Source organism: Rathayibacter sp. AY1E2 (assembly GCF_002932325.1).
Taxonomy (GTDB): Bacteria; Actinomycetota; Actinomycetes; order Actinomycetales; family Microbacteriaceae; genus Rathayibacter.
This window is the reverse complement of sequence record NZ_PSVO01000002.1, coordinates 304,182-316,345: the sequence shown is the minus strand read 5'-3', so window position 1 is coordinate 316,345 and position 12,164 is coordinate 304,182. Positions and strand designations below refer to the sequence as shown.

The following is a 12,164-nucleotide window of genomic DNA, read 5'->3' as shown; positions in this document are numbered from 1 at the left end:
GCTCATGGGGGACCGTTCTCGAGGGGGAGGACGGTGGGGGAGCCGTCGGTGCTGACGCTAGGGGAGCGGCGCCCCGAATGACCCCGAACGGGTGACCCCAGAACGGGCCGGATGTGCGCGACGGCAGCGGATCCGGTCGTCCGGCGGGCGGAACCGTTTGGAAGGCGAGCGTCCTCTCAGCCGCCTGCCACCGGCACGATCCGCAGCCGGCTCATCGCCCAGACCAGCGCCCCCGACGCGAGGAACGCGACCGCGATCCCGACGACGAACACCGACACCTGCCCGTACCCGGTCGCGGGATCCAGGAACGGATAGGGCACCCAGCCGTCCGTCGCTCCGCGGATCAGCACCACGACGAGCCAGACGATCGGGTAGACCACGACCAGCCAGAGCCTGCGCCACGGCAGCGGAGGGCGATCCGCGAGCAGCAGCCAGTCGAGCAGTCCGTAGACGGGGAACAGCACGTGCATGACGGTGTTGGCCCACGGCAGCGCCACTCCGCCCGCCACATCGGTGAGGAGGGTGTTGTAGACGAGGCCGACGACGATGATGTACCCGGTGAAGGCACCCCGCACCAGTAGGAGCCCGCCGGGCGCAGGACGGCGGCGGAGCGCGAGCACGGCGGTGGCTCCGAGCACGACGGCCAGCACGATGTTGCTCTGGATGGTGAAGAAGCCGAAGAAGTTGAACGGGTTCAGCGGCGTCCGAGAGGTGGTGTCGACGGCCGTCGCGATCACGGCGACGAGCACGGCGGCGGCCACGAGGAGGCGGAGGAGCGCGACCGGCACGCGGGCCGACTCCGCCCGGGAGGAGGAAGCGGGCGGCGTCATCGCTCGAGCGTAGCGCCGGAGCGCCTACCCTGTCCCCGTGCTCACGATCGGTGTCGACCTCGCTGCGGAGCCGGTGCGCACCGCTCTCGCCGCCCTCGAGTTCTCCGGCGGTCGGGCCGTCGTCCGCTCGCTCGCCCTCGGCGCCGAGGACGCGATGATCGTCGAGGCGTCACGGGACGCGGCGGTCATCGGGATCGACTGCGCGTTCGGCTGGCCGGTGGAGTTCGCGGCGTTCGTCTCCGCGCACACGCGGCGGGAGGTCTCGCCGCGGACGCTCGCGGGACGCGACTGGCGCCGCCGCCTCGCGTACCGCGAGACGGACCGGGTGGCGCGCGAGGTCACGGGTCGGTGGCCGCTCAGCGTCTCGACCGACCGGCTCGGGATGACCGCGATGCGCTGCGCGGAGCTGTTCGACGCCTTCGCCGCGAGCGGGGAGGACGTCGACCGCTCCGGGCGCGGACGGCTCGTCGAGGCGTACCCGGCGGCGGCGCTGCGGCTCTGGGGAGTGGACACCACGGGGTACAAGACGCGACCGGAGGCCGTGGCGCTCGCCGTGGAGTCGCTGCGACGGGCCGCGCCCTGGCTCGATGTGCCGGCGCCCGCGCTCGCGCTGATGAGCCGCTCCGACGACGCGTTCGACGCCGTCGTCGCCGCTCTCAACGCCCGCGCCCACGCCCTGGGCGCGACCATGCCCGTGCCTCCCGAACTGCAGGAGGCGGCGGAGGCCGAGGGGTGGATCGCGGTCCCGACCGGATCGCTCGCGGAGCTCGCGGGCTGATCCGGCCGTCTCGACGGGTGTGAACTCAGGCCGGGATCTTCGCCCCCAGCAGGCCGGCGGCGACCTCGGCGGCCCGCTCGGCCTCCTCGACGGTCGAGAAGGGTCCGGTGGGGACGAGGGAGGGCGCGGTGGTCAGTCGGGCGTCGATCTCGAGTCGGAACCGGGGCAGCTCCGCCCCGGGAACGACGACGATCCTGACTCCGTTCCGGCTCCATCGCGCGGGTTGGATAGAAGAAATCTGTGTCATGGTGCTCTCCGCTTTCGCGATCATCCGCACGGGTGGCTGACGCCTCGACCGTGCACGCTTCACGCTACGTCCGGTGCCCGTCTCTCCGAACGGGCTTGACCTCTCAGGCTCGTCGGGCGTAGCGCCTCACTGCAGTCGGTCGAGGGTGTCGCTGATCCGCCGCAGGCACTCGATGAGGACCGACACCTGCGCGGCGTCCAGGTCGGCGAGCACCTCGCCCTCGGCGGCGACGAGATTCCGCATCGCCTCGTCGACCCGCTTCATGCCCCGCGGGGTGAGCGAGACGATCTTGCTGCGCGAGTCGGCGGCGTTCTGCTCGCGGACCACGAGCCCGCGAGCCCCGAGGCGGTCGACGCGGCTGGCGAGGTTGCCGCTGGACAGCGCGAGGTGCGTGGCCAGGGCCGAGGGCGTCATCCCGCCCTCCCCGCGCTGCCGCAGCAGCGAGAGGAGCTCGAACTCCCACGGGGCGAGATCGCTGACGGCGAAGGACTGCCGCCGCACCTCCTGCACGCGCGGACTGAGGCGGCGGAGGCGGGAGACGACGTCCAGAGGCGCGAAATCGAGGTCGGGCAGGGCCCCGGCCCACGCGTCGATCACCAGATCGACATCGTCGTCTTCGCGCATGCCCCGATTATCCCCGCACGGCGCGGGCGCCGACGACGGGTGGTCCGGGGAGGCCGGCGGGCCTAGCCTGTGCGGACGACGGGCGGGCCGGTCAGGCGCGGGCGGCCCGGACGTAGGCGACGATCGCGTTGGCGTGGCCATGGCCCAGGCCGTGCTCGGTCTTCAGCCAGGTGACGACCTGCATGTGCGGCTCGGAGCGCAGACGCTCGTCGGCGAGGTCGAGCCAGTCCTGGACGGGACGGCCGTAGGTCTTCTCGATGCTCGGGAAGTACGAGGCCGGTCCCTTCGGCTTCGCACCGTCGGCGGGCGGTTCGGGAGCGAGCACGCGGTCGGTCATGCGGTCACGATAGCGAGCCGCGGTCAGGTCGTGTAGGCCGAGGGGTCGAACCGGCCGAGCTCCTCGCGGAAGGCGAAGGCGAAGTCGGGCCAGAGCAGGGTGAGTCGCCGGTTGTCGTCCAGGTACCAGCTCTCGCAGCCGCCGTTGGTCCAGACGGTGTCGGCGCTGAGGGCGTCGAGGCGGGCGACGGAGGCGGCCTCGGCCTCGGCGGTGACCTCGAGCCGGTCGGCGCCGGAGACGGCGAGGTGGTCGAGCGCGGCGAGCACGTAGTCGATCTGCGTCTCGATCATGTGCACCGCGGAGTTGTGGCCGAGGCTCGCGTTGGGGCCGTTGACGACGAAGAGGCTCGGGAACCCGTGGACCGCGGTCGACTCGTACGCGACCATGCCGTCGGCCCAGCGGTCGGCGAGGAGGACGCCGCCGCGGCCGCGGATGCGCCGGGCGAAGGGCGGCCGCGTGGAGTGGAAGCCGGTCGCGAAGACGAGCACGTCGACCCTGTGCGGGACGCCGTCGTCGCCGAGCGCGGCGCCCTCCTCGATGCGCCGGAGCGGACCGGGGACGACGCGGACGTGCGGCTGCGCGAGAGCGGGGTAGTAGTCGTCCGAGAGGAGCACGCGCTTGCAGCCGATCTCGTAGTCCGGAGTCAGCACGGCGCGGAGCGCGGGATCGATGATCTGCGCCTCGAGGTGGCCGAGCGCCTCCGCCCGCAGCCGGTCGATGGCCTCGGGCACGGCGACGCGGCCGGCGAAGCCGAGCTCGGCGCGCCAGAACAGCTCCTCGCGGAGCCTCGCCAGGGCCCCGGGCGCGCGGGAGAGGGTTCGGCGCTCCTCCGGCGGGTACGGGCGGTTCCGGCGGGGGACGACGTACGGGGCCGAGCGCTGGAAGAGCACCACCTCGGCGGCGCGCTCGGCGAGGTGCGGCACGATCTGCACGGCGGAGGCACCCGAGCCGACGATGCCGACGCGCTTCCCGTCGAGATCGACGTCGTCCCGCCAGCGGGCGGAGTGGAAGGCAGGACCCGCGAACGAATCCAGGCCCGGGACGGCCGGGAGGCGTGGCTCGGAGAGGCGCCCCGCGCAGATGAGGAGGACCGCGGCGGAGTAGTCGCCCCGGGAGGTGCGCACCCGCCAGCGGTGCGCCTCCTCGTCGAAGACCGCCTCGAGCACCTCGGTCCCCAATCGGAGTCGCGGCGTCAGACCCTCCTTCTCGACGACGCGCTCGAGGTAGGACTGGATCTCGGCCCCGGGGGCGTAGAACGCCGACCAGTCGGCCTCGGGGGCGAAGGAGTAGGAGTAGAGGTGCGAGGGGATGTCGCAGGAGACTCCGGGGTAGACGTTGTCCCGCCAGGTCCCGCCGATCCGCTCGGCGCGCTCCAGCACGACGAACGAGGTCCCGCCGCGGCGCTCCAGGCGGACCGCGGCTCCGAGCCCGGCGAACCCGGCGCCGATCACGACGACGTCGACGTCCATCAGACCGTCGTCCTCGCCATGACGCTGCCCGCCGGGTCGCGGTGCGGATCGGCGAGGAAGTGCTCGAGGACGGCGAGGAGCTCGGCGGGCCGCTCGGCGAGCACCGCGTGACCGGAGTCGAGGACGACGTAGCGGGCGTCGTCGATCGCGCCGAGCAGGGCCTCGGCGCCCTCGACGCCGGCGACGGCGTCGGCGGAGCAGCCGACCACGAGGGCGGGAACCCGGCAGTCCGAGGCGGCCGCAGCGACGTCGGCCTGGGCGGAGGCGGCGAGCATCCGCGCGGCGTCGGCGCCCCACGGGGAGGAGGCGGTGGCCGAGCGGACGGCGAGGAGCCGAGCGGCCTCCTCCTGCGCGTCGGGCGGCAGCATCGGCCAGAGGCGCGCCGTGCGGAGGAGGCGCTCCGTCGGGCGCAGCCATCCGGCCACGAGGGCGAGGGCGCGCACCCGCCGATCGCCCGCGGCGAGGGCCACGGCGGCTCCGAGCGAGTGGCCGATCAGGACGGCCTCCTCGGCGCCGAGCGCGTCCAGGGAGGCGCGGACCGCGGCGGGTCCGTCGAGCCAGGGATCGCCGAGATCGGCGAGCTCGAGCGCGGCGACGCGGTGGCGCCGCGCCAGCATCGGCAGCAGTAGCCCGGTGTCGCTCCGCGCGCCCCGGCCGACCCCGGTCAGCAGCAGGACCGCGCGCGGGCTCTCGGCGCCCGCGGTCAGCAGCCGCACGGTGGCGCTGCCCGACTCGATCCGCTCCTCCCGGACCAGGTCGGCCTGGCGCCGCAGGTACTCGGAGCGGGTCATGACGCCCGGCGGGTCCCGCGGACCGGGAGGCGCATCCGCTGCGGACCCGCCGCTGCGACGGGCTCCGCCCGCAGCGCCCTCTCCGGCGCGACCACGCCGTACGTCGTGGTGCGCTGGCGCCAGCCGCGGCCGATCTCGCCGCTCAGCCGGGCGACGGTCGCGATGTCGAGCGAGCGGTAGGCCTCCGCTCCGGCCTCGGGCCGCAGGGCGCCGTCGAGCAGCAGGCCGCCGAGGTCGTCCGCCCCGCCGCGGAGGAGGACCTGCGCCGCGTGCAGTCCGAGCTTGGTCCAGGCGGTCTGCACGTGGGCGATCCGGCCGTGGAGGACGAGCCGTGCGACGGCGTGCACGGCGCGGGTCTCGCGGAGGGTCGGCCCGCCCCGGCTCGCGCGCACCACGGAAGGAGGCGCCTCCGCCGGGACGAAGGGCATCGCGATGAACTCGGTGAAGCCGCCCGTCTCGTCCTGGATCGCCGCGAGCGTGCGCAGGTGCGCGAGCTGCTGCTCGGGGGTCTCGACGTGTCCGTAGACCATGGTCGAGGTGGAGCGGAGGCCGCTGCGGTGCGCGGCCGTGATCGCCTCGCGCCACTCGGCCACGGTCGGGTCCGTCCCCTCGCTCAGGACGGTGCGGACGTCGTCGTCGAGGATGCGGGCGGCGGTCCCCGGGACGGAGTCCACGCCGGCCTCGCGCAGAGCGTCGAGCATCGCGGGCAGGGTTCGGCCCGTGCGCCGGGCGACCTCGAGGATCTCGCCGGGCCGGTAGGCGTGCAGGTGCAGCGAGGGCTGCCGCTCCTTCAGCGTGCGGACGATCAGCAGCAGATCGTCGCCCGGGTGCTCCGGTCCGATCGCGCCCTGGAGGCAGAGCTCGGTGGCGCCGAGCGCGACCGCCTCGTCGGCGAGCTCCTCCAGCCGCTCGACGGTCAGCCCGCCGTCTCCCCAGAGGGAGGTGTCGATGTTGCGGTTGACGACGACCGAGACCTCGTCGCCGGCGGCGTCGTGCCGCAGGTCGTCCGCCAGAGCGGAGAGGGCGTCGAGGTCGTCGCCGTCGGCTGCGAGCAGGGCGAGGTAGTCGGCGTCCTCGAGACCGGCGGGGTCCGTCTCCGCCCGGGCGAGCACGGCGCCGAGGGCGGGCGCGACCGGTCGGGGCAGGGCGTCGAGCGAGTCGCGGTAGGGCCGGGGGAGGACCGCTGCCGCCTCGTCGGCGAGCCAGGTCCCGCGGTCGGCGAGCGCCTCGACGTAGGGAGCGACCCGCGGATCGATCCAGGTGGCCGAGTCGCGGAGGTACTGCGGGTGGGCGGTCAGCCGCTCGTGCAGCCGGTAGCCGGCCGCCGCGGTGAGCCGCGCGAGGTCGTCGATGTTCGGCCAGGGGCGCTCCGGATTCACGTGATCCGCCGTGAGCGGGCTGACACCGCCCCAGTCGTCGACCCCGGCGCGCAGCAGCAGCCCGAGCTCCTGCTCGTCGGTGAGGTTCGGCGGCGCCTGGATCGTCGCCTCGGCGCCCAGCACGAGGCGCGCGACCGCGACGTTGGCCACGTACTCCTGCAGCTCGAGGTCGACCTCGTTCTGCATGGCCGTCCGCGGCTTCGCGCGGAAGTTCTGAACGATGCACTCCTGCACGTGGCCCCACCGCTCGTGGGACTCGCGGATCGCGAAGAGGGCGTCCGCCCGCTCCGCCGCGTTCTCGCCGATGCCCAGCAGCACGCCGGTGGTGAAGGGGATGCGGCTGCGTCCCGCGTCCTCGAGCACGCGCAGGCGCAGCGCCGGGTCCTTGTCCGGGGAGCCGTAGTGCACGCCGCCCTTCTCGGACCAGAGGCGCTCGGCGGTCGTCTCGAGCATCATGCCCATCGAGGGCGCGACCGGGCGGAGCCGCTGCAGTTCGGCCCACGACATCACGCCGGGGTTCAGATGCGTGACCATGCCCGTCTCGCTCATCACCAGGACGGCCATCGCGCGCACGTACTCGAGCGTCGAGGCGTAGCCGTGCTCGGCGAGCCAGGCGCGGGCGACCGGCCACCGGTCCTCCGGGCGGTCGCCGAGCGTGAACAGGGCCTCCTTGCAGCCGAGCGCGGCACCGGCGCGGGCGACCTCGAGGATCTCCTCCGGCTCCATGAAGGTCGACTCGCGCTTGGCCGCGAGCCCGCCCGGTGTCTCCACGAAGACGCAGTAGTGGCACCGGTCGCGGCAGAGCTTGGTCAGCGGGACGAAGACCTTCCGAGAGTAGGTGACGACGCCGGGCCGTCCGCGGCGGGCGAGTCCGTCGTCGCGCAGGCGGCCGGCGGCCTCCAGCAGCAGGTCGAGGTCGTCGCCGCGCGCGCCGAGGAGCTCTTCTGCGGTCTCGCGCGTCAGCGCCTCGCCGTGGTCGAGCCGGGCGAGCAGGGTGGCCGTGGTCATGCGGGAGCGGCCCTTCCGAAGGGGGTCGTGGCGGAGGCGGAGGTCAGAGCGCGCGCAGCCGCGGCGCGAGGTCGCGCTCGAAGGCGTCGAAGAAGCGCTGCTGGTCGTCGCCCGGGGCGTGGAAGACCAGGTGGGTGAAGCCCGCGTCGACGTAGGGCTTGATCTGCGCGACCGTCTCCTCGGGGTCGGAGCCGACGATCCAGCGCTTCGCGACCTGCTCGATCGGCAGCTCGTCGGCGGCGCGCTCCATGTCGACCGGATCAGTCAGCGAGTGCTTCTGCTCCGGCGACAGCGAGAGCGGCGCCCAGAAGCGCGTGTTCTCGAGCGCGAGCGCCGGATCGGGATCGTAGGAGAGCTTGATCTCGATCATGCGGTCGATGGTCGAGGAGTCGCGATCGGCCGCCGCGGCGCCCTCCTCGACGGCGGGGAGCAGCTTCTCGGTGTAGAGCTCCATGCCCTTGCCCGATGTGCAGATGAAGCCGTCGCCCGCGCGGCCGGCGTACTTGGCGACGACGGGGCCGCCCGCCGCGATGTAGACCGGCACGCCGCTCTCGGGCTTGTCGTAGATCGACGCCTCGTGAGTGGAGTAGTACTCGCCGTCGAAGGTGACGCGGTCGCCCGCCCAGAGCGCGCGCATCAGCCGCACGGCCTCGCGCAGGCGGGCGAAGCGCTCCTTGAAGTCCGGCCAGGTCTGCTCGCCCGCGCCCTGGTAGCCGGTGGCGACCTCGTTCAGCGCCTCGCCGGTGCCGACGCCGAGCATGATCCGCTCGGGGTAGAGCACGCCGAGCGTGCCGAACGCCTGGGCGATGACGGCGGGGTTGTAGCGGTAGTGCGGGGTCATCACGGAGGTGCCGAGGGTGATGGTGGAGGTGCGCTCACCGGCCGCGGCGAGCCAGGCGAGGGAGAACGGCGCGTGCCCGCCCGTGTGCCGCCACGGCTGGAAGTGGTCCGAGACGACCGCGGTCTCGAAGCCGTGCCGTTCGGCGCCGACCGCGAGCTCGACGAGCTCCCGGGCGCCGAACTGCTCCGCCGATGCCTTGTACCCGAGCGTGATCGTCATCTGCAGCCTTCGTGAGGGGTGGGACGGCTCCCGGAGCGGGAGCCGTCCCTCCATTCTGCGCCTGCCGCGGCGCCCGGCGGGACGGGTGGACGCACCCGGGGGAGGCGTGCCCCGACCCCGCGCTGGGGAGGAGCGTCAGGCCGGCGGAGCGGCGATGTTCACCATCCAGCCGACGCCGTAGCGGTCGACCAGCATCCCGAAGCGGTCGCCCCAGGGCGAGGCGACCAGCGGCTCGACGACCGTGCCGCCCTCGGCCAGGCCGTCCCAGTAGCCGCTCAGCTCGGCCTCGTCGTCGCCGAAGAGCGCGATCGTGATGCGGGCGCCGCTCTCGGCCGGGCTCGAGGAGGGGGAGTCGGAGCCCATCAGGATCATCCCGCTCGGCGTGACGAGCTGGGCGTGCATGATCCGGTCCTGGTCGGCCGGATCCGCGCTCATCCCGAAGTCGCCGAAGCGGCTGGAGCTGAGCTCGCCGCCGAGGACGTCCCGGTAGAACTCCATCGCCTCCTGCGCGGAGCCGTCGAAGCCGATGTAGGGGCTCAGTGAAGTGGGCACGGCACGCCTTTCCGTCGAGGTGCGCCCAGTATCTCCGCGTCCCGACGCGAGCACCAGGGGCGTCCTGCAGAAGGTCCGCCCCCGGTCCTCAGAGCTCGTCGCGGGTGGGCGGGTTCGCGCCGGAGCGGGAGGTCGTGATGCCGGCGACGTGCGCGGCGTGGCGGCCGATCGCGTGCAGGGCGGGGCCGTCGAGGAGCATCCCGTTCGCGGCGCCGAGGCCCTGGCGGAACGCCTCGTCGAGGATCGCGCCCATCGCGGAGTCGCCGGCGCCGATCGTGTCCGCCACCACGATCCGGGCGGCGGGCACGGTCACCCGCGTGACGGCCGAGGCCAGCAGAAGTCCCTCCGCGCCGCGGGTGACGACCGCGAGCTGCGACCCGAGGGAGAGCAGCCGGCTGAGGACCTCGTCGAGCTGCATCGTCGGGTAGAGCCACTCCGCGTCCTCGTCGCTGAGCTTCACGACCTCGCACGCGGCGGCGATCCGCTCGAAGCGCGCGAGCGCCTCGGCGTGCGCGCCGACCAGAGCCGGACGGATGTTCGCGTCGACGCTCGCCGTCACTCCGGCGGGCAGAGCCTCGAGGAGCCCGAGCACGGCGGATCCGCCCGGCTCGAGGAAGATCGCGATGGAGCCGGTGTGGACGTGGGAGGCGCCCTCCGGGTCCGCCGCCGGCGGGTTCCAGGAGAGGTCGAAGACGTAGCGGGCCGACCCGTCCGCGGCGAGGACCGCCCGAGCGGTGCTGGTGCGCTCCGAGTCGCCGTGCCGGACCTCCACTCCGGAGGCCTCGAGGTGGGCGCTGATGCGGCGGCCGCGCTCGTCGTCGGCGATGTCAGTGACGAGGGTCGCGGGTCGCCCGAGTCGGGCGAGCGTGAGGGCGACGTTGGCCGGGGAGCCGCCGACGTGCTCCGTGGCGCTGCCGTCGCGCTCGACGATGTCGATCAGCGCCTCGCCGATGACCAGGGTGCGGGAAGCCGGGCTGACGCGCTCGTCGGTGGAGGACATGCCGACATCATGCCGGGTGACGGGGTCGCCCCGCGACGCGCGGGGCCGACCGGCGCAAGCGGCTCGCGTCCCGACCGCGGTCTCAGCCCCGGGCGCGCAGGTCCGCCAGCACCGCGTCCACGGTCGTGATCTCGATCAGCGGCGCGTACAGGGACATGGCGTCGAGCGCGCGCTGGTGGTCGGCCTCGGAGGCGCCCGCGCAGGCGTCCGCGGCGACCCTGACCCGCACTCCGGCGTCCGCGGCCGCCAGCGCCGTCGAGAGCACGCAGCAGTCGGTCGAGACGCCGGTGAGCACGAGCTCGCGGGAGTCGTCGAGCTCGGCCTCGAGCTCGGGCCCCCACTTGCCGAAGGTCGTGGCGGTGATCGTGCGGTGGCCCTCGAACCCGGCCGCGAGCTCGTAGAGCCGGTCGCTCTCGGGGACGAGCGCGAACGGCCATTCGCGGTAGTAGGGGATCCACGCGCCGGCGGGCCGCTCCGGGGCGACGAAGCGGGTGGTCACGACCCGCTCGCCGAACGCCGGGAGGAGCCGGCGGGTCCCCTCGGCCGCGCGCTCGAATCCGCCGGATCCCCACGGCGACTCGGCGTCGGCGAAGACGTGCTGCAGGTCGATCGCGACGAGCAGGCTCACGCCGAGGCCTCCTGGCGGCGGACGGCCCCGCGCGAGAGGGCGAGCGTTCCCGCGAAGCCGATCACGAGCGCCACGAGGACGCCGAGGTTGGCGCCGGCCCAGTCGCCGTCGCGGCCGCCGAGCGGGCCGAGGAGGTAGCCCTCCCACTCGAACCCGGGGGAGTAGTTGACCACCAGGCCCCAGCCGACGACCGCGCCGATCAGCACGAGGGCCACGGGGACCGCCGAGACGCTGCCGTAGCGGCCGCGGGAGTCGTACAGGGCCTCCTGGTCGTAGTCGCGCCGGCGGAGGAGGAGGTCGGCGAGGAACACGCCGAGCCAGGCCGCGATCGGCACGCCGAGGGTGATCAGGAAGCCCTGGAACGGGCCGAGGAAGTCGCCCGCGACGAACACGACGTAGACCGCTCCGAGGACCATCAGCACGCCGTCGATCCCGGCGGCCACCGGCCGCGAGACCTTGAGCCCCGTGCTGAGCAGCGCCAGGCCCGAGGAGTAGATGTCCATCACGGCCCCGCCGATCAGGCCGAGCAGCGCGACGACGATGAAGGGGAGCAGGAACCAGGTCGGCAGGATCCCGGCGAGCGCTCCGATCGGGTCCGCGGCGATCGCGTCCGAGAGCTCCTGCGAGGAGCCGGCCAGCAGCAGGCCGACGACCACCAGCACGACGGGCGCGACCGCTCCGCCGATCGTCGTCCACGCGATCACTCCGCTCGTGCGGGCACCGCGGGGGAGGTAGCGGGAGTAGTCGGCCGCGGCGTTCACCCAGCCCAGCCCGAAGCCGGTCATCATGAACACGAGCCCGCCGATGACCGCGGCGGCCGAGCCCGCGGGCAGGGCGCCGACGGCGGCGAGGTCGATCCGGTCGAGGACGAGCACGACGTAGACCACGGTCAGCACGGCGGTCGCGACGGTGATCGCGAGCTGGAGCCGCATGATCAGGCGGAAGCCCGCGATCCCGGCGATCACGATGAGCGCGGCGACCACGATGAGCGCGACCACCTTGGTGAGCACGCCCCCGTCCCAGCCGAACTCCTCGAACACCGTCGCCGTCGCGAGCACCGCGAGGGAGGCCAGCACCGTCTCCCAGCCCACCGTGAGCAGCCAGGAGATCACCGAGACGAGGCGGTTGCCGTCGACCCCGAAGGCCGCTCGGCTGAGCACCATCGTCGGGGCGGAGCCGCGCTTGCCGGCGACGGCGACCAGACCGCAGAAGAGGAACGAGACGACGATCCCGATCACGCTGACGAGCGTCGCCTGCCCGAAGGAGAGGCCGAAGCCGAGGAGGAAGGAGCCGTAGCTCAGCCCGAGCACGGACACGTTCGCGGCGAACCACGGCCAGAACAGGTCGCGAGGGCGGCCGTGCCGCTCCGACTCCTGGATCGTGTCGAGGCCGTTGAGCTCGATGCCGCCGGCGGGGCGGGTGCTCGGACGATCGGGGGAGGTCATCGCGTCCTCGTTCTCA

At 73.7% G+C, this 12,164-nt stretch carries 13 protein-coding genes; 1 reads left to right on the top strand and 12 read right to left on the bottom strand.

What is annotated here, in order from left to right; genetic code table 11:
* Positions 1–176 precede the first annotated feature (176 nt).
* Positions 177–830 carry a Pr6Pr family membrane protein gene (locus tag C5C49_RS03525; RefSeq protein WP_104345416.1) on the bottom strand — a complete coding sequence of 218 codons (654 nt, stop codon included), beginning with the start codon at positions 828–830 and terminating at the stop codon, positions 177–179.
* A gap of 37 nt (positions 831–867) precedes the next feature.
* On the opposite strand from C5C49_RS03525, the gene C5C49_RS03520 reads away from it, so the two are divergent.
* Entirely contained in the window at positions 868–1,608 is a 741-nt protein-coding gene (locus C5C49_RS03520) for a DUF429 domain-containing protein (protein WP_104345415.1), read from the top strand.
* Positions 1,609–1,633: 25 nt separating this feature from the next.
* Here C5C49_RS03520 and C5C49_RS03515 read toward each other — a convergent pair whose 3' ends face one another.
* The 11 genes from C5C49_RS03515 to C5C49_RS03465 all read right to left on the bottom strand — a co-directional run bounded on the left by C5C49_RS03515 (position 1,634) and on the right by C5C49_RS03465 (position 12,148).
* The gene (locus tag C5C49_RS03515; protein ID WP_146076606.1) at positions 1,634–1,855 is read right to left on the bottom strand and encodes a hypothetical protein; all 222 of its coding nucleotides are present in this window, start codon (positions 1,853–1,855) and stop codon (positions 1,634–1,636) included.
* A gap of 126 nt (positions 1,856–1,981) precedes the next feature.
* The gene (locus tag C5C49_RS03510; RefSeq protein WP_104249445.1) at positions 1,982–2,479 is read right to left on the bottom strand and encodes a MarR family winged helix-turn-helix transcriptional regulator; all 498 of its coding nucleotides are present in this window, start codon (positions 2,477–2,479) and stop codon (positions 1,982–1,984) included.
* 91 nt (positions 2,480–2,570) lie between these two features.
* Positions 2,571–2,816, bottom strand: a complete 246-nt coding sequence (locus C5C49_RS03505) for a DUF4287 domain-containing protein (protein WP_104225060.1) — start codon at positions 2,814–2,816, stop codon at positions 2,571–2,573.
* Positions 2,817–2,839: 23 nt separating this feature from the next.
* Positions 2,840–4,285, bottom strand: coding sequence for an NAD(P)/FAD-dependent oxidoreductase (locus C5C49_RS03500; RefSeq protein WP_104345414.1), 1,446 nt, complete (start codon positions 4,283–4,285; stop codon positions 2,840–2,842).
* Complete coding sequence (locus tag C5C49_RS03495) at positions 4,285–5,076, bottom strand: alpha/beta fold hydrolase (RefSeq protein ID WP_104345413.1); 792 nt, start codon at positions 5,074–5,076, stop codon at positions 4,285–4,287. The genes C5C49_RS03500 and C5C49_RS03495 overlap by 1 nt, the downstream gene beginning before the upstream one ends.
* Positions 5,073–7,463 (bottom strand): 7,8-didemethyl-8-hydroxy-5-deazariboflavin synthase CofG, encoded by a 2,391-nt coding sequence (cofG, locus tag C5C49_RS03490; RefSeq protein ID WP_104345412.1) that lies wholly within the window; start codon positions 7,461–7,463, stop codon positions 5,073–5,075. The genes C5C49_RS03495 and cofG overlap by 4 nt, the downstream gene beginning before the upstream one ends.
* 43 nt (positions 7,464–7,506) lie before the next feature.
* A complete protein-coding gene (gene fgd / locus C5C49_RS03485; RefSeq protein ID WP_181067747.1) occupies positions 7,507–8,523 on the bottom strand; it encodes a glucose-6-phosphate dehydrogenase (coenzyme-F420) in 1,017 nt (338 codons plus the stop codon).
* Between the two features lie 135 nt (positions 8,524–8,658).
* Positions 8,659–9,075, bottom strand: coding sequence for a VOC family protein (locus C5C49_RS03480; RefSeq protein WP_104345411.1), 417 nt, complete (start codon positions 9,073–9,075; stop codon positions 8,659–8,661).
* A gap of 88 nt (positions 9,076–9,163) precedes the next feature.
* The gene (locus C5C49_RS03475) at positions 9,164–10,075 is read right to left on the bottom strand and encodes a carbohydrate kinase (RefSeq protein WP_104225065.1); all 912 of its coding nucleotides are present in this window, start codon (positions 10,073–10,075) and stop codon (positions 9,164–9,166) included.
* An 82-nt stretch (positions 10,076–10,157) separates the two neighbouring features.
* Positions 10,158–10,703, bottom strand: a complete 546-nt coding sequence (locus C5C49_RS03470; protein WP_104273101.1) for a cysteine hydrolase family protein — start codon at positions 10,701–10,703, stop codon at positions 10,158–10,160.
* Positions 10,700–12,148 carry a cytosine permease gene (locus C5C49_RS03465; RefSeq protein WP_104345410.1) on the bottom strand — a complete coding sequence of 483 codons (1,449 nt, stop codon included), beginning with the start codon at positions 12,146–12,148 and terminating at the stop codon, positions 10,700–10,702. Before C5C49_RS03465 ends, C5C49_RS03470 begins: the two co-directional genes overlap by 4 nt.
* Positions 12,149–12,164: the final 16 nt, after the last annotated feature.

What these genes read in the sequence shown, in the direction of transcription:
- C5C49_RS03525 (WP_104345416.1), bottom strand. Translation starts at nt 830, where the DNA reads ATGACGCCGCCCGCTTCCTCCTCCCGGGCGGAGTCGGCCCGCGTGCCG.
- C5C49_RS03465 (WP_104345410.1), bottom strand. Translation starts at nt 12,148, where the DNA reads ATGACCTCCCCCGATCGTCCGAGCACCCGCCCCGCCGGCGGCATCGAG.
- C5C49_RS03505 (WP_104225060.1), bottom strand. Translation starts at nt 2,816, where the DNA reads ATGACCGACCGCGTGCTCGCTCCCGAACCGCCCGCCGACGGTGCGAAG.
- C5C49_RS03495 (WP_104345413.1), bottom strand. Translation starts at nt 5,076, where the DNA reads ATGACCCGCTCCGAGTACCTGCGGCGCCAGGCCGACCTGGTCCGGGAG.
- C5C49_RS03475 (WP_104225065.1), bottom strand. Translation starts at nt 10,075, where the DNA reads ATGTCCTCCACCGACGAGCGCGTCAGCCCGGCTTCCCGCACCCTGGTC.
- C5C49_RS03510 (WP_104249445.1), bottom strand. Translation starts at nt 2,479, where the DNA reads ATGCGCGAAGACGACGATGTCGATCTGGTGATCGACGCGTGGGCCGGG.
- cofG (WP_104345412.1), bottom strand. Translation starts at nt 7,463, where the DNA reads ATGACCACGGCCACCCTGCTCGCCCGGCTCGACCACGGCGAGGCGCTG.
- fgd (WP_181067747.1), bottom strand. Translation starts at nt 8,523, where the DNA reads ATGACGATCACGCTCGGGTACAAGGCATCGGCGGAGCAGTTCGGCGCC.
- C5C49_RS03515 (WP_146076606.1), bottom strand. Translation starts at nt 1,855, where the DNA reads ATGACACAGATTTCTTCTATCCAACCCGCGCGATGGAGCCGGAACGGA.
- C5C49_RS03500 (WP_104345414.1), bottom strand. Translation starts at nt 4,285, where the DNA reads ATGGACGTCGACGTCGTCGTGATCGGCGCCGGGTTCGCCGGGCTCGGA.